The sequence below is a fragment of the Streptomyces sp. NPDC059371 genome (genome assembly GCF_042751995.1).
Taxonomy (GTDB): Bacteria; Actinomycetota; Actinomycetes; order Streptomycetales; family Streptomycetaceae; genus Streptomyces.
The window spans coordinates 33,936-54,363 of the sequence record NZ_JBHYXD010000032.1; the positions used below are offsets into that span (position 1 = coordinate 33,936).

At 72.9% G+C, this 20,428-nt stretch carries 16 protein-coding genes; 4 read left to right on the forward strand and 12 right to left on the reverse strand.

Features of this window, described 5'->3' with window-relative positions:
- Positions 1–447: 447 nt before the first annotated feature.
- Positions 448–1,140, reverse strand: a complete 693-nt coding sequence (locus tag ACFXGX_RS19880; protein WP_384792659.1) for a metal-dependent transcriptional regulator — start codon at positions 1,138–1,140, stop codon at positions 448–450.
- Between the two features lie 359 nt (positions 1,141–1,499).
- On the opposite strand from ACFXGX_RS19880, the gene ACFXGX_RS19885 reads away from it, so the two are divergent.
- Positions 1,500–2,255, forward strand: a complete 756-nt coding sequence (locus ACFXGX_RS19885; protein WP_384792662.1) for an SIS domain-containing protein — start codon at positions 1,500–1,502, stop codon at positions 2,253–2,255.
- A gap of 73 nt (positions 2,256–2,328) precedes the next feature.
- On the opposite strand, the gene ACFXGX_RS19890 is transcribed toward ACFXGX_RS19885, so the two are convergent.
- Complete coding sequence (locus ACFXGX_RS19890) at positions 2,329–3,720, reverse strand: PAS domain-containing protein (RefSeq protein WP_384792665.1); 1,392 nt, start codon at positions 3,718–3,720, stop codon at positions 2,329–2,331.
- 792 nt (positions 3,721–4,512) lie between these two features.
- Here ACFXGX_RS19890 and ACFXGX_RS19895 point away from each other — a divergent pair.
- Positions 4,513–5,577, forward strand: a complete 1,065-nt coding sequence (locus tag ACFXGX_RS19895) for an isopenicillin N synthase family dioxygenase (protein WP_384792668.1) — start codon at positions 4,513–4,515, stop codon at positions 5,575–5,577.
- Positions 5,578–5,618: 41 nt separating this feature from the next.
- Here the strand turns inward: ACFXGX_RS19895 and ACFXGX_RS19900 are convergent, their stop codons facing one another.
- The gene (locus ACFXGX_RS19900) at positions 5,619–6,719 is read right to left on the reverse strand and encodes a citrate synthase 2 (RefSeq protein ID WP_384792671.1); all 1,101 of its coding nucleotides are present in this window, start codon (positions 6,717–6,719) and stop codon (positions 5,619–5,621) included.
- A gap of 452 nt (positions 6,720–7,171) precedes the next feature.
- Between ACFXGX_RS19900 and pdxH the strand changes: the two genes are divergently transcribed.
- Positions 7,172–7,810 carry a pyridoxamine 5'-phosphate oxidase gene (gene pdxH, locus ACFXGX_RS19905; RefSeq protein ID WP_384792762.1) on the forward strand — a complete coding sequence of 213 codons (639 nt, stop codon included), beginning with the start codon at positions 7,172–7,174 and terminating at the stop codon, positions 7,808–7,810.
- A gap of 55 nt (positions 7,811–7,865) precedes the next feature.
- Here the strand turns inward: pdxH and ACFXGX_RS19910 are convergent, their stop codons facing one another.
- The 8 genes from ACFXGX_RS19910 to ACFXGX_RS19945 all read right to left on the reverse strand — a co-directional run bounded on the left by ACFXGX_RS19910 (position 7,866) and on the right by ACFXGX_RS19945 (position 18,061).
- Complete coding sequence (locus ACFXGX_RS19910) at positions 7,866–8,483, reverse strand: TetR/AcrR family transcriptional regulator (RefSeq protein ID WP_382792782.1); 618 nt, start codon at positions 8,481–8,483, stop codon at positions 7,866–7,868.
- The gene (locus tag ACFXGX_RS19915; RefSeq protein WP_384792674.1) at positions 8,471–9,205 is read right to left on the reverse strand and encodes an enoyl-CoA hydratase family protein; all 735 of its coding nucleotides are present in this window, start codon (positions 9,203–9,205) and stop codon (positions 8,471–8,473) included. The genes ACFXGX_RS19910 and ACFXGX_RS19915 overlap by 13 nt, the downstream gene beginning before the upstream one ends.
- Positions 9,202–10,767 carry a 4-coumarate--CoA ligase family protein gene (locus ACFXGX_RS19920; protein WP_384792677.1) on the reverse strand — a complete coding sequence of 522 codons (1,566 nt, stop codon included), beginning with the start codon at positions 10,765–10,767 and terminating at the stop codon, positions 9,202–9,204. The genes ACFXGX_RS19915 and ACFXGX_RS19920 overlap by 4 nt, the downstream gene beginning before the upstream one ends.
- 17 nt (positions 10,768–10,784) lie before the next feature.
- A complete protein-coding gene (locus ACFXGX_RS19925) occupies positions 10,785–11,945 on the reverse strand; it encodes an acyl-CoA dehydrogenase family protein (protein ID WP_384792680.1) in 1,161 nt (386 codons plus the stop codon).
- Positions 11,946–12,112: 167 nt separating this feature from the next.
- Complete coding sequence (locus ACFXGX_RS19930) at positions 12,113–13,993, reverse strand: acetyl/propionyl/methylcrotonyl-CoA carboxylase subunit alpha (RefSeq protein WP_384792683.1); 1,881 nt, start codon at positions 13,991–13,993, stop codon at positions 12,113–12,115.
- An 8-nt stretch (positions 13,994–14,001) separates the two neighbouring features.
- On the reverse strand, positions 14,002–15,600 hold the full coding sequence (locus ACFXGX_RS19935) for an acyl-CoA carboxylase subunit beta (protein ID WP_384792686.1): 1,599 nt from the start codon (positions 15,598–15,600) through the stop codon (positions 14,002–14,004).
- Positions 15,597–17,270 carry an acyclic terpene utilization AtuA family protein gene (locus ACFXGX_RS19940; protein ID WP_384792689.1) on the reverse strand — a complete coding sequence of 558 codons (1,674 nt, stop codon included), beginning with the start codon at positions 17,268–17,270 and terminating at the stop codon, positions 15,597–15,599. The genes ACFXGX_RS19935 and ACFXGX_RS19940 overlap by 4 nt, the downstream gene beginning before the upstream one ends.
- Complete coding sequence (locus tag ACFXGX_RS19945; protein ID WP_384792692.1) at positions 17,267–18,061, reverse strand: TIGR03084 family metal-binding protein; 795 nt, start codon at positions 18,059–18,061, stop codon at positions 17,267–17,269. Before ACFXGX_RS19945 ends, ACFXGX_RS19940 begins: the two co-directional genes overlap by 4 nt.
- A 150-nt stretch (positions 18,062–18,211) precedes the next feature.
- Here ACFXGX_RS19945 and ACFXGX_RS19950 point away from each other — a divergent pair, with 150 nt between their 5' ends.
- Complete coding sequence (locus tag ACFXGX_RS19950; RefSeq protein WP_384792695.1) at positions 18,212–18,982, forward strand: SDR family oxidoreductase; 771 nt, start codon at positions 18,212–18,214, stop codon at positions 18,980–18,982.
- A 483-nt stretch (positions 18,983–19,465) separates the two neighbouring features.
- Here the strand turns inward: ACFXGX_RS19950 and ACFXGX_RS19955 are convergent, their stop codons facing one another.
- Positions 19,466–20,422 carry a DMT family transporter gene (locus tag ACFXGX_RS19955; RefSeq protein WP_384792698.1) on the reverse strand — a complete coding sequence of 319 codons (957 nt, stop codon included), beginning with the start codon at positions 20,420–20,422 and terminating at the stop codon, positions 19,466–19,468.
- Between the last annotated feature and the right edge of the window lie 6 nt (positions 20,423–20,428).

Sequence of the window (20,428 nt, forward strand, 5' to 3'; positions counted from 1 at the left end):
GGGGCCCCCCGTCTGGCTACACCGTACCCCTGGTAAATCCCCGGGGTTGCGGGGGCCCGGGTAACCACCCTGGCGAGCACCCCCCGGGCCCCCGCCCCCCCCGGGGGCCCTCTCCGCATCTGCGGCACATCCTCACGCCCCCTCCCCGACCGTGCACGATCGCTCCCGGACACGGTCAAGAGCCCTCAGGTCATATGCCTCACGCGACAGCCTTGCACGCAAACGGTCTCGGCGCTGCGATTCGGCACACTGAATCTTGGTTTCGACATGGTCGCGGAAACATCACAACTGCCCCTTCCGCCACAGCAGTTGACCCGTCCGGGGCGGTACGGACCGGGGGTGTCCCGCGGTGTCCGGCGTGCTCCCGGACGCCGACGTGGAGGTCAGCGACTGCCGGCCTCTCGGTCAACGCCCGGGAACTGCCCCTCGCGGGTACCGGAAGATGCGTCAGCGCTTGGCGACGAACACATGCGAGGCAACGTCCGCCTCCAGTTCCGCGGCCTCACCGCCGCTGCCGACGAGGACCCCGCCGGCCGATTCGGTCACGCTGACCACGGAACCGGGCTGCACGCCCGCCCGCCGCAGCGTGTACATGAGCTGGGCGTCCGTCTGGATCGGCTCCCCGATCCGCCGGACGACCACGGTCTTGCCGTCCACACCCGGGTCCAGCTCGGACAACGCCACCATGCCCTCGTCCAGGAACGGGTCCGCGCCGTCCTTCTCGCCCAGCTCCTCCAGGCCCGGGATCGGGTTTCCGTACGGCGACTCGGTCGGGTGGCGCAGCAGTTCCAGCACGCGCCGCTCCACCGCCTCGCTCATCACGTGCTCCCAGCGACAGGCCTCCGCGTGCACCTGCTCCCACTCCAGGCCGATCACGTCGACGAGCAGGCACTCGGCGAGACGGTGCTTGCGCATGACGCGGGTGGCCAGCCGCCGCCCTTCGTCCGTGAACTCCAGATGCCGGTCGCTCGCCACCGCCACCAGACCGTCGCGCTCCATCCGCGCCACCGTCTGGCTCACCGTCGGGCCGCTCTGGTCGAGCCGCTCCGCGATCCGGGCGCGCATGGGGACAACGCCTTCCTCCTCCAGCTCGAGGATGGTGCGGAGATACATCTCCGTGGTGTCGATCAGTCCGGACATTCGTGCCCCTCGATTAGCTCTGCCGGAGACTCGATGGCCCACCGGCTTGTGCGCTGGCCCTGGACTCAATTCTGACGCATAGCACTGACAACCGTGCCTCGCCGTCCGAACCGCTTGGCAACGATCGCCCCGGAATCCGCGCGGACGAGGACCCGCCCGGCCGTCGGGCGCCCCCGCCGCCGTGCTCGCGGGCGCCCCGGAAGCCGTATTGACAGGGCAGTGGTCCAGACCGCAACGTGATCCACGACACGACGGGAGTACGGCCGCGCCGGGCGACCGGTTCAGCCGTCCGCCCGCCCCGCGCCGACCCGGCGCCGACGAGATCTCCAAGCCGACGAGACTTCTAAGGGGCTTCGCCGATGAGCGACAGCAAGCTGGCCGGGCAGTTCTTCGACGCCGCGATCGGCCTGCTGCGGCAGGTACGGGACGAGGACGCCGGGGAGATCGAGGCGGCAGGGAACCTGATCGCGGACACCGTCGTGGACGGCGGCCGGCTCTTCGCCTTCGGCGCCGGTCACTCCTCGCTCGCCGCGCAGGACGTCGTCTACCGCGCGGGCGGCCTCGCCCTGATGAACCTGCTCGCCGTACCGGGAGTGGTGGGCGTCGACGTCATGCCCGCGACCCTGGGCTCCGCCCTGGAGCGGGTCGACGGTCTGGCGAGCGCGGTCCTGGACTCCAGCCCGCTGCGCTCCGGCGACCTGCTCGTGATCATCTCGCTCTCCGGCCGCAACGCGCTCCCCGTGGAGATGGCGATGAACGCCCGCGCCCTGGGCGTGAAGGTCATCGGCGTCACCTCCGTCGCCTACGCCACCGAGACGACGTCACGGCACGTGTCGGGGACCTACCTCAAGGACCACTGCGACGTCGTCCTCGACTCGCGGATCCCGGTCGGCGACGCGGAACTCACCCTGGACTCCATCGAGGCGCCCTTCGCCCCCGCCTCGACCGTCGTCACCTCGGCCCTCCTCCAGGCCGTGATGGCCACCGCGGCCGGCGCCCTCGCGGACCGCGGCATCGAGCCGCCCCTCCTCCGCTCGGGCAACGTCGACGGCGGCCACGAATGGAACGGCCGGGTCATGACGGAGTACGGGGACCGGATCTTCTACCGCCGCTAGACCGTTTCCGGCGGATCGGGCCGGAGGAGCGTGTCCGGCGGATCGGGCCGGCGGAAGCTCACGGGCCCGGAGCTCACGGGCCCGAAGGCTTGTCCGCGAGTTGCTCCAGGTCCAGGGCCATCGCGATCCGTACGGCCACGTCCTCCGCGTACATCGCGTCCGTGCGTTCGAACCGGCTGCGGCCCGCGCTCCGCAGGAACGTCACGACGCCGAGCGTCCGGCCCCGGCTGCGCAGCACGGCGCACAGGGCGTACACGGAGTCGCGCGGCCACTGCCGGGCCAGGGCCCATTCGCGCGCCTGCTCGGGTTCGGCGGCGGCCGCGTCGGCCCGGACCGAACCGGCGCGGTCCACGCACTGGAGCGCGGGGTGTCCCTCCCCGTAGCGCAGGGGCAGTCCGGCCTTGCCGGTGATGTGGCTCGGTCCGGGCGACCCGGCGGGCGTGGCGACGGTCCGTACGAGCCGGACGGGCCCCTCCCCGTTCGCCGGCCCACCCGGGGCCACCCGGTCGACCAGGGCGTGGTCGGCGAAGCCCGCGAGGGCGAAGTCGAGGTGGACGGCGGCGGCCTCGCCCGGGTTCTCGCACTCGGCCGCGGCCCGCGCGGCACGGTGCAGCTGGTTGGCGCGGAAGCGCAGCAGCGCCGCCTCCTGCTCGGTCTGCTTGGCCTCGGTGACGTCCTGGAAGAGCCAGCCGACACCGAGCGGTACGGGCTCCTCCGCGAGCGGCGAGGCGAGCCGCACGAAGCCGCTGCGCCAGCACCGCCGCTTCTCCCCCTCCGGCGTGCGCAGGCTCACCCACATCTCCGCGGGGGCCGGTGGCGCACCTTCGGACAGGACGTGGGTGAGGGCGCTCTCCAGCTCCTCGACGCCCTGGGAGAGCAGGTCCCCCAGAGGCCGGCCGAGGGCGGAGCTGCGTCCGGTGCCGAGGGCCTGCGCGGCGTACGCGTTGACGACGGCGGGCCGCAGGTCCGCGTCGACCAGCACCACGCCCCAGCCGGCGTCCTCGAAGAGCGCCTCGCTCAGGGCGATCGACCGTTCGAGGTCGATCTGGGTGTGCACCTCGCTGAAGGCGCAGTACACCCCGGCGGGCTTGCCCTCCGGACCGCGGACGGCGGCGGACTGGGTGCGGACGAGGACCCGTCCGCCGTCCTTGGTGAGGAGCGCGAACTCGTGCACCTGGCGGCCGGGCGCCTCCATGGCGGACATCAGCCGGCTCTCGACCTCCTGGGCGTCCGCTGTGCGCACGGCCCAGCCGGCGAATCCGCGCCGCCCCACCGCCTCGGCCGCCGTCCACCCGAGAATGCGCTCGGCCTCGCGGTTCCAGTGGGTGAGGACGCCGTCGGCGTCGAAGGCGCACAGGGCCGCGTCCATGCCGTCCAGCAGCGCGGCAAGCAGATCGGAGCCGTCCGGCTCGGGCTCGTCCGGCCCCAGCTCGTCGGTGGTCCCACTACGCCGGGAAGCACTCACCTGGACCCCCTGCAGGCTGCGTCCGTTGTGTACGGCGCGACAGTTCGCTCACTCGTCACCATTCAACTCGAACGTGACCCAGCCCACACCTCGTTCCCCGAAGATGCACGAAGACGAGGGAAATCCCTGTGTGCCGCGAACAGCGCGAACAACGCGAATAAATCGCTTGAGCCTTCCGGGACGGGTTCCTAAAGTTCTCCACACGTAGGAGAGGAGGTGGTTCGGCTCATGACGGAAACCCGGACATACGAGGTGGCTGCGGGCTGACGGCCCGTTGTCGGACTCGGTTCGGCGCCGGACCGGCATGCGACACGCATGCAGCCGGCCCAATCCAACGCAGTCACCCGACCCGTGAGCTCGCCGGTACGTCCGGCCGGCCCCGTCGCCGCGAGGCGCAGGGACCCGAGCTCACGGGTCGTCCGCGTTCCCGGCCCACGCCCGTCACCTTCGGGCAGACCCCGAGTGATCGCAGCCGTCGCTTCCGGGCAGACCCCGAGTGATCGCACCCGTCGCTTCCGGGCAGACCCCGGGCGATCGCAGGCCTCCGGGTGAGCGCAGACCCTCGGGTGATCCAGGTCACAGATGGTTCGCGGGGAGAGCAGTACGCTGTGGCCATGCTTCCGATGCTCGTCCGACGCCGCCACGTGGATTTCGTGCGCGTCACGAGCATGGGCTGTCGGCCTTCTGCCTGACCGGCCCCCTTCGCACGGCTTCTTCCCTTCCCGGCACCCGTGGCCCCCGCCCCACCCCCGGCGGCCGCCCGGGCACCCGTAGACCCCGCGGACGCACCCCATGACGACGAACACGTCTTCCACGTATTCCACCGCCGCCCCGAACGAGCGGCCCCCGGCCCCGTACCAGCAGCTTCCGATCATCGACCTCTCGGCGGCCGACCGCGGTCCCCAGGCACGGGCGCTGCTGCACGCGCAGCTCCACAGCGCCGCCCACGACGTGGGGTTCTTCCAGCTCGTCGGGCACGGAGTGACCGAGGCCGAGACCGACGCGCTGCTGCGGGCCATGCACCGGTTCTTCGCGCTCCCCGAGGCCGACCGGCTGGCCCTCGACAACGTCTTCTCACCGCACTTCCGCGGGTACACGCGGACGGGCGACGAGCGCACCGGCGGCAGCCGGGACTGGCGGGACCAGCTCGACATCGGCGCCGAGCGGCCCGCGCGGACTCCTCGTCCCGGCGAGCCCGCGTACTGGTGGCTCCAGGGGCCGAACCAGTGGCCGGCCGCGCTGCCGGAGCTGCGGACGGCCGCGCTGGCCTGGATGGAACGGCTGAGCGCGGTCGCGGCCCGGCTGCTGCGCGAGCTGCTGACCGCCATCGGGGCTCCCGCCGGCTTCTACGACCCGATCTTCGGCGAGCGCGCGCACCCGCACCTGAAGCTGGTGCGTTACCCGGGGAGCGCCGGCGACGGGGCCGATCAGGGCGTGGGCGCGCACAAGGACTACGGATTCCTGACGCTGCTGCTCCAGGACCGGATCGGCGGGCTCCAGGTGCAGCGCGAGGACAGCCGTTTCCACGACGTGCCGCCGCTGCCGGGTGCCTTCGTGGTCAACCTGGGCGAGCTCCTGGAGGTCGCGACCAACGGCTATCTCGTGGCGACCAACCACCGGGTGGTGAGTCCGGCCGGGGCCACCGAGCGGTTCTCGGTGCCGTTCTTCTACAACCCGCGCCTGGACGCCCGGATCGAGCCGCTGCCGTTCCCGCACGCCTCCGCCGCGCCCGGCGTCACCGACGACCCGTCGAATCCGCTCTTCGCCGAGTACGGCTTCAACGAGCTCAAGGGCAAGCTGCGGGCGCACCCGCTCGTCGCCGCCCGCCACCACGCGGAGCTGCTCGCTCCCGCGTGATGACGGACGGCCCCGCACCGGGTCGGTGCGCCCCGCACGGGTCAGTGCGCGATGTCCCCGAAGCCCTCGATCTCCTCGACACCGCGCGTGCCGGGGCCCACGTAGTGCGCGGAGGGGCGCACCAGGCGGCCGGTGCGCTTCTGCTCCAGGATGTGCGCCGACCAGCCCGCGGTACGGGCGCACGTGAACATGGACGTGAACATGTGCGCCGGGATCTCGGCGAAGTCCAGGACGATGGCCGCCCAGAACTCGACGTTCGTCGCGAGGACACGGTCCGGGCGGCGGGCGTGGAGCTCGGCGAGGGCGGCCTTCTCCAGGGCTTCGGCGACCTCGAAGCGGGGGGCGCCCAGCTCGCGCGCGGTGCGGCGCAGCACCCGCGCGCGCGGGTCCTCGGCGCGGTAGACGCGGTGGCCGAAGCCCATGAGGCGCTCGCCGTTGTCGAGGGCCCGCCGGACGTAGGCGTCGGCGTCCCCGGTGCGCTCGATCTCCTCGATCATGCCGAGGACACGGGAGGGGGCGCCGCCGTGCAGCGGGCCCGACATGGCTCCCACGGCCCCGGAGAGCGCCGCGGCGACGTCCGCGCCGGTCGAGGCGATCACACGGGCCGTGAAGGTGGAGGCGTTCATGCCGTGCTCGGCGGCCGACGTCCAGTAGGCGTCGACGGCGGCGACGTGTTTGGGGTCCGGCTCTCCGCGCCAGCGGATCATGAACCGCTCGACGATGGAGTGGGCCTTGTCGATCTCGTTCTGCGGGACCATGGGAAGGCCCTGCCCGCGGGCGGACTGGGCGACGTACGACAGCGCCATGACGGCGGCGCGGGCGAGGTCCTCGCGGGCCTCCTCCGCGTCGATGTCGAGGAGGGGTTTGAGACCCCAGACGGGGGCGAGCATCGCGAGCGCGGACTGCACGTCGACACGGATGTCGCCGGAGTGGACGGGGATCGGGAACGGCTCGGCGGGCGGCAGGCCGGGGTTGAAGGCGCCGTCGACGAGGAGTCCCCAGACGTTGCCGAAGGAGACGTGGCCGACGAGGTCCTCGATGTCGACGCCCCGGTACCGAAGAGCGCCGCCCTCCTTATCGGGTTCGGCGATCTCCGTCTCGAACGCGACGACTCCTTCGAGTCCGGGTACGAAGTCGGACATCAGGCGGCTCCTCGTGATGTGTGCGACGGATGGTGTTGTCGGGGTGGTGGTGACCCTGCGCCCCGGTGGGGGTGACGGTCGACGGTGAGGCGCTGCGCCGGCCGGTTCCACGGTCTTCCGCGAAGACTCCCGAATGTTCTTCGGTCCGTCTCCGCCGACTCGCGGTCCGAAAGCGGTCACCCCGGTGATGCCCCGTACGACTGGTCCTCCAACCGGAACGGCACCAGCACGATATCCCCGAGTGCCATCTTCAGGGAGAGAACGCGGCACTGAGTGCCACTGCGTGACGAAGCACACCCGCCCGCGCACCCGGCCCGCGCGGGGTCCCGATACGGCAGGATGACGGCGTGAACGATCGTGTCCCGGACGAATCCACGAACGAGCCCCTCATCAAGGCCGCGGCCGAGGCCGCCGAAGCCGCGCACGAGGAGATCGCCGCCGACCCGGCGTCCATGCGGGCGCACTACCGCGCCGAGGGACTCGACGAGGGCGATCTCGCCGCGCACCCCATGGAACAGTTCTCCCGCTGGTTCGAGCAGGCGGCGCAGGCGGCGGTCCGCGGTTTCGTGCACGAACCGAACGCGATGGTCGTCTCCACGGCGGACGCCGAGGGCCGGCCCAGCTCGCGCACGGTGCTGCTCAAGGGGTACGACGACCAGGGCTTCGTCTTCTACACGAACTACGACTCGCGCAAGGCCCGCGAGCTGGCCCACAACCCGTACATCTCGCTGCTCTTCCCGTGGCATCCGCTGGCCCGGCAGGTCATCGTCACCGGGACGGCGCGGCGCACGGGCCGGGAGGAGACCGCCGCGTACTTCCGCACCCGGCCGCACGGCTCCCAGCTCGGCGCCTGGGCGAGCACCCAGTCCACGGTCATCTCCGGGCGCGGCGAGCTGGATGTCGCGTACGCGGAGCTGGACGCCCGCTACCCGGAGGGCGAGCAGGTGCCCGTGCCGCCGCACTGGGGCGGTTTCCGGATCGCCCCGCAGGCGGTCGAGTTCTGGCAGGGCCGCGAGAACCGTCTCCACGACCGGCTCCGTTACGTGGCCCGGCCCGACGGCGGCTGGCGGATCGAGCGGCTGAGCCCCTGACCCGGGGGCCGGGGACAGCGCGGTGCCGCGGCTCGGCCGAGCGCGGGGCCGCGGCTCAGCCGAGCGTCTCCTCCACGATCGTCCCCCACTGCGCCACGACCCGCTCCCGGCGCGCGGTGTCGTCGGTGAGCAGGTTCGCGAGGCCGAGACCGCGCGCCATGTCGAGCAGCCCCTGCACCGTCTCGCGCACCCCGGGCCGCGACTCGTCCGCGCCCAGCAGGTCCACCGCGATGCGGTGGCTCTCGCGGCCGACGCGCCCTTCGAGCTCGGTCACCCGAGCCCGGAGCTGGTCCTCGTTCGAGGCCGCGACCCAGAGGTGCAGGGCGGCGCGGAACAGCGGCCCGGTGTAGAGGCCGACGAGGGCCTCGACGACGGCACGCCGGTCGGCGGGGCCGTCGGGGAAGAGGTCCCGCAGGGCGCTGGAGCGTTCCTCGGCGACGTACTCGACGGCCGCCGTGAAGAGGTCCTCGCGGGTGGGGAAGTGGTGCTGGGCGGCGCCCCGGGACACCCCGGCGCGCTCGGCGACGACGGAGACCGTGGAGCCCGCCCAGCCGTGTTCGGCGAGGCAGGCCACGGCGGCGGCCAGGAGCCGCTGCCGGGTGGCCCGGCTGCGGTCCTGTTTGGGGACGTGCGGAGTACGTGCCGCGTGTTCCGTCGCGCTCACACCACCCATGCGGGATCCCGTCGTTCGAGGAAGGCCGTCATGCCCTCGCGGGCCTGCGCGGAGGAGAACAGCCGGGCCGAGAGCGCGGTGAGGTCCGCCGCGTCCCGGTCGAAGGTCTCCAGCACCTTAGCCGTGAGCAGCGCCTTCGTCTCGGCGAGGGCGTCGGGGGCCGCCCGGCGCAGCCCGTCGAGGATGGGCGCGAGGACGGCGTCCACGTCGTCCCCGGACGCCGTGAGGAGCCCGGTGCGGACCGCCTCGGGGGCGCCGAAGCGCTCGCCGGTGAGGTAGTACCGGGCGAGTGCGCGCGGGTCGGTGCGGGGCAGCAGCGGCAGCGAGATGACGGCGGGGGCGACCCCGATCCGTACCTCGGTGAAGGCGAAGCTCGCCTCCTCGCCCGCCGCCGCGATGTCACAGGCCCCGAGCAGGCCGAGGCCGCCCGCCCGGACGTGTCCCTCCACCCGGGCCACGACGGGCTTGCGCAGCTCGACGATCTGCCGGAGCAGGCCGACGAAGGCCTCCGGCGGCGGGGGGTCGCGCAGGTCGGCGCCCGCGCAGAAGGTGTTCCCGGTGTGGGTCAGGACGACGGCGCGTACGTCGCCGTCCTTGCCGCAGCGGGTGAGCCCGTCGGCGAGCTCGCCCACGAGGACGGCCGACAGCGCGTTGCGGGTGGCGGGCGAGTCCAGGGTGAGCGTGGTGATGCCGCGCTCGTGTTCCGTGCGGACGACGGTCATGACAGGCCTCGCAGTTCGCGGCGCAGGATCTTCCCGGAGACGGCCCTCGGGACGGCGTCGATGAAGGTGACGATCCGGACCCGCTTGTACGGGGAGACGCGCTCGGCGACGTACAGCATGATCTCGTTCGCGGAGAGGTCCGCGGCCGAGGGCTGGCGCACCACGAAGGCGTGCGGGACCTCGTTGTTGTCCTCGTTGTAGGACCCGATGACGGCGGCGTCAGCGATGCCGGGGTGGGTGAGCAGCAGTGCCTCCAGTTCGGCGGGGGCGACCTGGAAGCCCTTGTACTTGATGAGCTCCTTGACGCGGTCCACGACGAACAACCAGCCGTCCTCGTCGACATGACCGACGTCCCCGGTGTGCAGCCAGCCGTCGGGGTCGATCATCGCGGCGGTCGCGTCGGGCCGGCCCAGATAGCCCTTCATGACCTGGGGTCCCCGGACGACGATCTCACCGCGTTCTCCGACGCCGACGTCCTTGTCCGGGTCGTCGAGGGAGACGATGCGCATCTCGGTGCCCGCGACGAGTTTGCCGACCGTCCCCGGGGGCGCGTTCTCGGCGTCGAGCGGGACGACGTGCGTGCCGGGCGACAGTTCGGTCATGCCGTAGGCCTGGCCCACCGGCGGCAGCCCGAGCCTGGCCGAACAGGCGGCCGCGAGCGCGGCGTCCAGGGGTGCGGCCGCCGAGACGATGTACTCCAGGGAGGACAGGTCGTACTCCGCGACGGCGGGGTGCTTGGCGAGCGCCAGGACGATCGGCGGCGCCACGTACAGACCGGTGATGCGGTGTTCCTGGATGGCGCCGAGAAAGGTGTCGAGGTCGAAGCGGGGCAGCACGACCACGGTGGCGCCCTGCCGCAGGGGCGCGTTCATCAGGGCCGTCAGTCCGTAGATGTGGAAGAACGGCAGCACGGCGAGGATGCGCTCACCCGGGCCCATCGGCATGGCCGGCGAGAGCTGGGCGAGGTTGGTGGCTATGGAGCGGTGGGTGAGCATCACGCCCTTGGGGACGCCCGTGGTGCCCGAGGAGTACGGGAGCGCCGCCACGTCCTCGACGGGGTCGATGTCCACCCGCGGTTCGGGCGCGGTGCTGCCCAGCAGGTCGAGCATGGACCGGTGGCCCTCCGCCTGGTCGCAGACGAAGATCTCCCGTACGCCGCCCGCGAGTTCGGCGGCCCGGCGGGCCGTCTCCAGCAGGGGCGAGACGGTCACGATCCAGCGGGCCGAGGAGTCCAGGAGCTGCTTGGCGAACTCCTCCGCCGTGGCGAGCGGGTGCACCGTGGTGACCGACGCCCCCGCGCGCGTGGCCCCGTAGAAGACCACGGGGAAGGCGATGGTGTTGGGGCTGTGCAGGGCGAGCACGTCGCCCTTGCGCAGCCCCGCCTCGGCGAACGCGGCGGCCAGCCGCCGGTGGAACTGGTCGACCTGCGCGTAGCTGAGCGTGGTGCCGTCGACGCCGTCGACGAGCGCGGGTGTCTCGCCGCGCTCGGCGGCGCGGCCCAGGACGGCGTCGTGAATGGGTTCCTCGACGGCCGGTACATCTGCGTACTCGCTGCGGAACACGGTTCCTCCTAGAGCGCTCAGTACGACTTGGGCAGGCCCAGGGTCTGGTGGGAGACGTAGTTGAGAATCATCTCCCGGCTCACCGGCGCGATACGAGACACGCGCGCCGCCGTAATGAGGGACGCGAGGCCGAACTCCCGGGTGAGGCCGTTGCCCCCGAGGGTGTGAACGGCCTGGTCGACGGCCCGTACACAGGCCTCCCCGGCCGCGTACTTGGCCATGTTGGCGGCCTCCCCCGCCCCGATGTCGTCGCCCGCGTCGTACAGGTACGCGGCCTTCTGCATCATCAGCCGGGCCAGTTCGAGCTCGATGTGGGCCTGCGCGAGGGGGTGGGCGATGGCCTGGTGCGCGCCGATCGGCGCCTTCCAGACGGTGCGTTCCCGCGCGTACTCCACGGCCCTGGCGAGCGCGAAACGGCCCATGCCGATCGCGAACGCGGCCGTCATCACCCGCTCCGGGTTGAGACCGGCGAACAGTTGCAGCAGTCCCGCGTCCTCGTCACCGACCAGCGCGTCGGCCGGCAGCCGCACCTCGTCCAGGGTGAGCTCGAACTGCTTCTCGGCACTGGCCAGTTCCATGTCGATCTGGCGCCGGCCGAAGCCCTCGGCGTCACGCGGGACGATGAACAGGCAGGGCTTGAGGCTGCCGGTGCGCGCGTCCTCCGTACGGCCCACGATGAGCGTCGCGTCGGCGATGTCGACGCCGGAGATGAACACCTTGCGGCCGGTCAGGACCCAGTCGGTGCCGTCACGGCGGGCCGTGGTCGTGATGCGGTGCGAGTTGGAGCCGGCGTCGGGCTCGGTGATGCCGAACGCCATCGTGCGGGTGCCGTCCGACAGGCCCGGCAGCCATGTGCGCTTCTGCTCCTCGGTGCCGAAACGGGCGATGACCGTCCCGCAGATGGCGGGCGAGACGACGAGCATCAGCAGCGGACAGCCCGCCGCGCCCAACTCCTCCAGGACGATGGACAGTTCCGCGATGCCGCCGCCTCCGCCGCCGTACTCCTCCGGGAGGTTCACCCCGAGATAGCCGAGCTTGCCCGCCTCGGCCCACAGCTCGTCGGGGTGACCGCCCTCGGCGACGGCCTTGGTGAGGTACTCGCGGCCGTAGCGCTTGCCGAGAGCGGCGACCGCGGAACGGAGCGCCTTGTGTTCGTCGGTCTCTGTGACAGGGCTCATGAGGGCTCCTCGGTACGGAAGTACGGAAAGTGCGGGAGTACGAGGGGTACGAGCGGTACGAGCGGTACGAGCGGTGTGCGAGGTACGAGGTACGAGGGGCGCGCGGGGTACGAAGGGTGCGCGAGGTACGAAGGGTGCGCGAGGTACGGGAGGTGCGGGGCGCCGGTTCACCCGGCGTCGTCCGTCGGCGCCTCCCCGGGTGCCGCTTCCTCGCGCACGACGGCCAGCAGCGCGCCCACCTCCACCTGCTGTCCGACCACGGCGTGCAGGGCCGTGAGCGTCCCCGCCGTCGGCGCCGAGATCCTGTGTTCCATCTTCATCGCCTCCAGCCACAGCAGCGCCTCCCCGGCGCGCACGGTGGCACCCTCGGCGAGCCCCTCGGCCACCCGGACCACGGTTCCGGGCATCGGGGCGAGCAGTGAGCCCGGAGCCCGGTCCGCGGCCGGATCGGGGAAGCGGGGCAGCTCGGTCAGCGCGGTCGCGTTCACGAAGACCCGGCCGCCGTCATACCGCGTGACCTCGAACGTCCGCCGCACGCCCGCCACTTCGAGGACGACACGGCCGGCGTCGGCGTGCAGCACGCGCACCCCGTCGGCCGCGAGTCCCTGACGCGTGTGCCGGTAGGCGGCCTCGTGCTCGGCGCCGTGCATCCGGTAGCGCCTGGTCTGCGGAGCCGACGCCAGGTTCCGCCAGCCGCCGAACCGCGAACGCCCGTGCGCGTCGGCCAGGGCCGCGGCCAGCGGGGCGTACGGATCCGGGGCGGGCTCGGTCAGCGCGGCGAGGTGACGGTCGTAGAACCCGGTGTCCATCCGGGCCCCGGTGAACTCCTCGTGCCGCAGCGACCGTACGAGCAGATCGCGGTTGGTGACCGGGCCGTGGAGCGTGGCCCGCTCCAGGGCGCCGGCCAGCTTCCGCACGGCCTCCGCGCGGGTGGCGCCGTGGGCGACGACCTTCGCGAGCATCGGGTCGTAGTGGATGCCGACCGAGTCGCCGTCGGTGAACCCGGTGTCCAGCCGGACGCCGTCCGGGACGGCGATCCTGTGCAGGATGCCCGTCTGCGGCGCCCAGGCGCCCGCCGGGTCCTCCGCGTACAGCCGGGCCTCCACCGCGTGGCCCCGCGCGGGCGGGGGCTCGCTCTCCAGCCGCTCCCCCTCCGCGACCCGCAGTTGCAGGGCCACCAGGTCGACCCCGAACACCGCCTCCGTCACCGGGTGTTCGACCTGGAGTCGGGTGTTCATCTCCAGGAAGTGCGCGGTGCCGTCGGCGACCAGGAACTCGACCGTGCCGGCACCCACGTAGTCCACGGCACGGGCCGCGCGCACCGACAACTCGTACAGCGTGCGCGTGAGTTCGTTCCCGAGCCCGGGGGCGGGCGCCTCCTCGATCACCTTCTGGTGGCGGCGCTGGAGGGAGCAGTCGCGGGTGCCGAGCGGCCAGACCGTGCCGTGCGTATCGGCCAGGATCTGCACCTCGACGTGCCGGCCGCCCTCCACGTACGGCTCGACGAACACCTCGCCGTCACCGAAGGCGCTCAGCGCCTCCGCCCTGGCCGCCTCCAGCTCGCCGTCCAGGTCGGCCAGTTCACGGACGATCCGCATCCCGCGGCCGCCGCCGCCCGCGGCGGCCTTGACCAGCACCGGCAGGTCCTCGGCGGTGACCCGCTCCAGCGGTGCGAGCCCCATCAGCTTCTTGGCCCGCGTCTTGGACGCCATCGCCTCGATCGCCTCGGGAGACGGCCCGACCCACACCAGCCCGGCGTCGATCACCGCCCGCGCGAAATCCGCGTTCTCCGACAGGAACCCGTACCCCGGGTGCACCGCGTCCGCGCCCGCGTCCAGCGCGGCCCGCACGACGAGATCGCCCCGCAGATACGTCTCGGCGGGTGTCGCACCCGGCAGCCGCACCGCCGCGTCCGCCTCGCGCGTGTGCAGGGCGTTCTCGTCGGCGTCGGAATACACCGCGACGGTGCGCACCCCGGCCGCACGGCAGGTGCGGAAGACCCGGCAGGCGATCTCGCCCCGGTTGGCGACCAGCAGACTCGCAATCAAGTGATCCCTCACATCCGGAAGACGCCGAAGCCACCGCGCGCGCCCTCGAAGGGCGCCGTGTGGATCGCGGACAGGCACAGGCCGAGGACGGTGCGGGTGTCGCGCGGGTCGATGACCCCGTCGTCGTACAGCCGCCCGGACAGGAACATCGGCAGCGACTCGGACTCGATCTGCTGCTCCACCATGGCGCGCAGCGCCGCGTCCGCGTCGTCGTCGTACGGGCGGCCCTTCGCCGCGGCCGACTGCCGGGCGACGATCGACAGGACACCCGCGAGCTGCTGCGGTCCCATCACGGCCGATTTGGCACTGGGCCAGGCGAACAGGAACCGCGGGTCGTAGGCGCGTCCGCACATCCCGTAGTGCCCGGCACCGTAGGAGGCGCCCATGAGCACCGACAGATGCGGGACCCGCGAGTTGCTCACCGCGTTGATCATCATCGCGCCGTGCTTGATGATGCCGCCCTGCTCGTACTCCTTGCCGACCATGTAGCCGGTGGTGTTGTGCAGGAAGAGCAGCGGGATGTCGCGCTGGTTGGCCAGCTGGATGAACTGGGCGGCCTTCTGGGACTCGGCGCTGAACAGCACGCCCTGCGCGTTGGCGAGGATGCCGACCGGGTAGCCGTGCAGGCTCGCCCAGCCGGTGGTCAGGCTCGTCCCGTACAGCGGCTTGAACTCGTCGAAGTCCGAGCCGTCGACGATCCGGGCGATCACCTCGCGCGGGTCGAAGGGGTGCTTCAGATCGCCGGGGACGATTCCCAGCAGTTCGTCCTCGTCGTACTTGGGGGGCTCGGCCGGGGCCGGATCGCCGTACGCCTTGCGGTGGTTGAGCCGGGCGACGACCCTGCGGGCCTGGCGCAGCGCGTCCCGCTCGTCGACGGCGAAGTAGTCCGCGAGGCCCGACACGCGCGCGTGCATCTCCGCGCCGCCCAGCGACTCGTCGTCGCTCTCCTCGCCGGTGGCCATCTTCACCAGCGGCGGGCCGCCGAGGAAGACCTTCGCCTTCTCCTTGACCATGATCACGTGGTCCGACATGCCGGGGACGTACGCGCCGCCGGCCGTCGAGTTCCCGAAGACCACGGCCACCGTGGGGATCCCGGCCGCCGACAGCCGCGTGAGGTCGCGGAAGATCGCGCCCCCGGGGATGAAGATCTCCTTCTGCGAGGGCAGATCGGCGCCGCCCGACTCGACCAGGCTGATGCAGGGCAGCCGGTTCGCGAGGGCGATGTCGTTCGCCCGCAGCGCCTTCTTCAGGCTCCACGGGTTGCTGGCGCCGCCGCGCACGGTCGGGTCGTTGGCGGTGATCAGGCACTCGACGCCCTCGACCACGCCGATACCGGTGACGAGCGAGGCGCCCACCGTGTAGTCGCTGCCGTAGGCCGCGAGCGGCGACAGCTCCAGGAAGGGCGTGTCGGGGTCGAGCAGCAGCTCGATGCGCTCGCGGGCGAGCAGCTTGCCGCGCTGCCGGTGCCGCTCGACGTACTTCTCGCCGCCGCCCGCGAGGGCCTTGGCGTGCTCGGTGTCGAGGTCGGCGAGCTTGGCGAGCATGACCTCGCGGTTCGCCCGGTAGTCCTGGCCGCCCACGTCCAGGGCGGACGAAAGGACCGTCATAGCAGGACCTCCGGGATGTCGAGGTGACGGGAGCGGAGCCATTCGCCGAGCGCCTTGGCCTGTGGGTCGAAGCGGGCCTGGGAGGCGACGCCTTCGCCGAGGATGCCCTCGACCACGAAGTTGAGGGCGCGCAGGCCGGGCAGGACGTGCCGGACGACCTTCAGCGGGCGGCTCTCCGGGAGCAGTTCCCGGAAGCGGTCGGCCGTCAGTTCATGGGCGAGCCAGCCCCAGGCCTCGTCGGTGCGGACCCAGACGCCGACGTTGGCGTTGCCGCCCTTGTCGCCGCTGCGGGCGCCGGCGATCAGGCCGAGGGGGGCGCGGCGGGCCGGACCCGCGGGCAACGGCTCGGGCAGTGGCGGTTCTTCGAGTGTCTCCAGTACGAGCGTGTCCTGGGCCGGGATCACCGAGAGGCGGCTCCCGTCGTGGAGGACGGCCACATGGTTCACCGCGCCCTGGGGGACGTACACATCCTCGAAGACCCCATAGGGCGCGCCCTTCCCCGGTGGCGCCAGCACATGGAATCCGGGATAGCTGGCGAGCGCCAGCTCGATGGCCGCCCCGCTCAGCGCGCGTCCCACGGTGGCCTGGTCGGGATCGCGGACGACGAGCCGCAGCAGGGCGCTGGACGTCTCCTCGGTGTCCGCGTCGGCCCGGTCGGTGCGCACCAGCTCCCACCGCACGTCCGCGGGCGGCGTCCTGGCGAGCGCGTCGCCCATCTGCTCCCGCACCAGCGCGGCCTTGGCCTCGATGCCGAGTCCGGTCAGGACGAAGGTCACCTCGTTGCGGAAGCCGCCGAGCCTGTTGCGGCCGACCTTGAGGGTGGGGGACGGCGCCTCGCCGCGCACGCCCTCGATCCGCACCCGGTCGGGGCCGTCCTGGACGAGCCGTACGGTGTCCAGGCGGGCGGTGACGTCGGGTCCCGCGTACCGGGCGCCCCCGGTCTCGTACAGAAGCTGCGCGGTGACCGTGCCGACGTCGACGAAGCCGCCGGTGCCGGGGTGCTTGGTGATGACGCAGCTCCCGTCCTCGTGGATCTCCGCGAGCGGGAAGCCGGGGCGGCGTACGTCGCCGTCGCCGAAGAAGGAGTAGTTGCCGCCGGTGGCCTGGGTCCCGCACTCCAGCACGTGCCCGGCGACGACGGCTCCCGCGAGCCGGTCGTGGTCCGTGGGCCGCCAGCCGAAGTGTGCGGCGGCGGGCCCGGTGACCAGGGCCGCGTCGGTGACCCGTCCGGTGACCACGATGTCCGCGCCCGCCGACAGGCACTCGGCGATGCCGAAGCCGCCGAGGTAGGCGTGGGCCGCGAGACTGCCCGGGAACGCGGCGGTGAGGTCGTCGCCCTCGACGTGGGCGACGCGCACCGGGATGCCGAGCCGGCCGGCCAGTTCCCGTACGGCGTCGGCGAGCCCCGCCGGGTTGAGGCCCCCGGCGTTCGTCACGATCTTCACGGACCGCTCGTGCGCCAGACCGAGACAGTCCTCGAGCTGCCGCAGGAAGGTACGGGCGTATCCGGCGGCGGGGTCCTTCATCCGGTCCCGGCCCAGGATCAGCATGGTCAGCTCGGCGAGGTAGTCACCGGTGAGGACGTCGAGTTCCCCGCCGGTGAGCATCTCGCGCAGGGCGTCGAAGCGGTCGCCGTAGAAGCCGGAGGCGTTGCCGATGCGCAGCGTCACTCCGCGTCCTCCTTCGGCGGGCGTCCGTCGCCGGGCGGGCCCGCGAAGGCCTGGGCGACGTCGAGCCAGCGGTCGGCGTCGGGCCCCTCGGCGCGCACGTCGACGTCGGCGCGGTTCGCCCGCTGGGTGACCAGCAGACAGAAGTCGAGGGCGGTGCCGGTGACGCGCTGGGGGGCGTCCTCGGGACCGTAGGTCCAGGTGTCGCCGGAGGGGGCGAGGATCTCCACCCGGAACTCCTCGGCGGGCGCGGCGAGCCCGCGCGCGGCGAAGGCGAAGTCCCGTGTGCGCACCCCGATGCGGACCACGTGCCGGAGCCGGTCGGTGGGGGCGCGGACCACACCGAGGGCGTCGGCGACGTCCTGGCCGTGGGCCCAGGTCTCCATGAGCCGGCCGGTGGCCATGGAGGCGCCGGACATGGGCGGGCCGTACCAGGGGAAGCGGGTGCCCGGCACGGCCTCCCGCAGGGCCCGGTCCAGCGCGGCGCGCCCCGCGCGCCAGCGCGCCAGCAGTTCGGCGGACGGCAGCCGGGCCCCGGCGTCGGCGCCGTCGTCCACGAACGTCGTGGGCGCCGCGAGCGCCTTCTCGACGAGGCCGTGGAAGGCGTCGGCGTCCGTGACGGACAGGAGGGCGGAGTGGTCGGTCCAGGCGAGGTGGGCGATCTGATGGGCGACGGTCCAGTGCGGCGCGGGTGTCGGGAGCGTCCACTGCTCCGGACGGAACTCGGCCACGAGCCGGTCGAGTTCTTCGCTTTCGTCACGCAGATCGTCGAACACGGGCGTCGGATCGGACATGGGGGGAGCATCTCAGCGCCCCCAGAAACAATCAAGCATGCTTGCATCAATTTATTTCTCCGCTTCCCGCCCCGAACCCGTCACATGTCCTGTCCCCGGTCCGTCATACCGATGACGACGCGGCAAGAGGGAACAGAGGGAGACGTGAGCATGAGCGAGACCAAGAAGATCGCGGTGGCCGGGGCGACCGGGCGGCTCGGGCGGCATGTCGTGGACGTGCTGGCGGAGCGCGGGCACACCGTCGTGCCGATGTCGCGGGCCACCGGGGTCGACATCGTCACCGGCGCCGGACTGGCCGAGGCGCTGGAGGGTGTGGACATCGTGATCGACGCGTCCAGCACGCCCTCGCCCGACATGGAGGTGGCGACGGAGTTCTTCACGGCCGCGGCCCGCAATCTGCACGAGGCCGGGCAGAAGGCCGGGGTCGGCCGGCTGGTCGTCGTGTCGATCATCGGCATCGACGCCTCGGTCGCCGGTTACAACGCCGCCAAGCTGGAGCACGAGCGCGCGGTGCTGGCGGGACCGGTGCCGGTGCGGGTGCTGCGGGCGGCGCAGTTCCACGAGCTCGTGGAGCAGTTCACGCAGTGGGGGCGCCAGGGCGACACCGTCCACGTCCCGAGGATGCGGACCCAGCTCGTCGCGGCGCGGGCCGTCGCGGAGGCGCTGGTGGAGATGGCGGAGGCGGAGGAGGCACCGGGGGCGCGGGCCCCGTTCCCGGAGGTGGCCGGTCCGCGCGAGGAGAGCCTGGAGGAGGCGGCCCGGCTGCTGCTGTCCCGCCGGGACCCGGCCGCGAAGGTGATCGCCGTGAGCGACCCGGCCAACCCGGAGCGGGACCTCTTCGAGAACGGCGGCCTGCTCCCCGGGGCGGACGCCCGGCTGACGGGCCCGGCGTTCGCGGAGTGGCTGGACACGGCTTCCTGAGCCGGGGCGCCCGGGGTGCCACCGGGGCGCGTGGCACCGGGGGTGCCGGGTGGACGTTGGCACCGAGGGCGCCGGGTGGACGTCGGTGCCGGGGGCGCCGGGAGGGCGTCGGCGCCGGGTGCGCCACGCGGGCGCAGGCACCGAGGGCGCCAGGCGGGCGTCGGCGCCGAGGGCGCCAGGTGGACGTCGACACCGGGGGCGTCGGGAGGGCGTCGGTGCCGGGTGCGCCACGCGGGCGCAGGCACCGAGGGCGCCAGGCGGGAGTCGGCGCCGAGGGCGCCAGGTGGACGTCGACACCGGAGGCGTCGGGAGGGTGTGGGCGTCGGGGCGTCGCATCGCGCGGTCGGGGCGGCTCGCGACGGGTCGGCCGGCCGTGGCCGTGCCGGGGAGCGGCCGGGTGGGTGTCGGGGCCGCCCCGGGGCCCCGGACTGCCCCCGGGCCGCCGCGGCCGCGGCCGTGACCGGATCCCGCGCCGGGCGGGTGTCAGGGGGCGTCGAGCGGGAGCGTCGCCTTGCCTCGGCCCACCTGGGTCCGTACCGCGCCGATGCTCGCGCCGATGACGAGGGCGATCGCGGCCGACTGGGTCGCGGACAGGGACTGGTCGAGGATGAGGAAGCCCGCTGTCGCGGCGATGGCGGGCTCCAGGCTCATGAGCACCGCGAAGGTGGAGGCGGGCAGGCGGCGCAGCGCGAGGAGTTCGAGGGTGTAGGGCAGGACCGAGGAGAGGACCGCGACCGCGGAGCCGAGCGCCACCGTGGCCGGGTCAAGGAGCCGGGTGCCGGACTCGGCGATCCCCAGCGGGAGGAACAGCAGCGCCGCCACGGCCATGGCCAGCGCCAGCCCGTCGGCCTGCGGGAAACGGCGGCCCGTACGGGCGCTGAAGACGATGTACGCCGCCCACATCGCGCCCGCCCCGAGTGCGAAGGCCACGCCCACCGGGTCCAGGGAGCCGAACCCTCCGCCGCTCAGCAGGAAGACCCCGCACAGGGCGAGGCCCGCCCAGACCGCGTTGACCGCGCGGCGGGAGGCCAGCACCGAGAGGGCGAGGGGGCCGAGCACCTCCAGGGTGACGGCGGCGCCGAGGGGGATGCGGGCGACCGACTCGTAGAAGAGGCCGTTCATCGCGCCCATGGCGATGCCGAAGACGGCGACCGTCCCCCAGTCGGCGCGCGAGTGACCGCGCAGCCGGGGACGGCAGACCACGAGCAGGATCACCGCGGCGGCGAGCAGGCGCAGGGTCACCACGCCGAGCGCGCCGGCCCGCGGCATGAGGGTCACCGCGAGGGCGCCGCCGAACTGGACCGAGATCCCCCCGGCCAGCACCAGTCCGACGGGCCCGAGGGAACCGAGACGACCGGGCGCGCCGCCCGGGGACACGGGGGCGTGCTCCGTCCCGGGAACGGATGCGGACGACGAGGTGGTGGCGCTGGGGGTGCTCACGGGCGG

Bases quoted from the DNA above. Each gene is read 5' to 3' on its own strand.
- ACFXGX_RS19885 (WP_384792662.1), top strand. From the start codon at position 1,500: ATGAGCGACAGCAAGCTGGCCGGGCAGTTCTTCGACGCCGCGATCGGC.
- ACFXGX_RS19895 (WP_384792668.1), top strand. From the start codon at position 4,513: ATGACGACGAACACGTCTTCCACGTATTCCACCGCCGCCCCGAACGAG.
- pdxH (WP_384792762.1), top strand. From the start codon at position 7,172: ATGCGGGCGCACTACCGCGCCGAGGGACTCGACGAGGGCGATCTCGCC.
- ACFXGX_RS19900 (WP_384792671.1), bottom strand. From the start codon at position 6,719: ATGTCCGACTTCGTACCCGGACTCGAAGGAGTCGTCGCGTTCGAGACG.
- ACFXGX_RS19935 (WP_384792686.1), bottom strand. From the start codon at position 15,600: ATGACGGTCCTTTCGTCCGCCCTGGACGTGGGCGGCCAGGACTACCGG.
- ACFXGX_RS19925 (WP_384792680.1), bottom strand. From the start codon at position 11,945: ATGAGCCCTGTCACAGAGACCGACGAACACAAGGCGCTCCGTTCCGCG.
- ACFXGX_RS19915 (WP_384792674.1), bottom strand. From the start codon at position 9,205: ATGACCGTCGTCCGCACGGAACACGAGCGCGGCATCACCACGCTCACC.
- ACFXGX_RS19910 (WP_382792782.1), bottom strand. From the start codon at position 8,483: ATGGGTGGTGTGAGCGCGACGGAACACGCGGCACGTACTCCGCACGTC.
- ACFXGX_RS19880 (WP_384792659.1), bottom strand. From the start codon at position 1,140: ATGTCCGGACTGATCGACACCACGGAGATGTATCTCCGCACCATCCTC.
- ACFXGX_RS19950 (WP_384792695.1), top strand. From the start codon at position 18,212: ATGAGCGAGACCAAGAAGATCGCGGTGGCCGGGGCGACCGGGCGGCTC.
- ACFXGX_RS19945 (WP_384792692.1), bottom strand. From the start codon at position 18,061: ATGTCCGATCCGACGCCCGTGTTCGACGATCTGCGTGACGAAAGCGAA.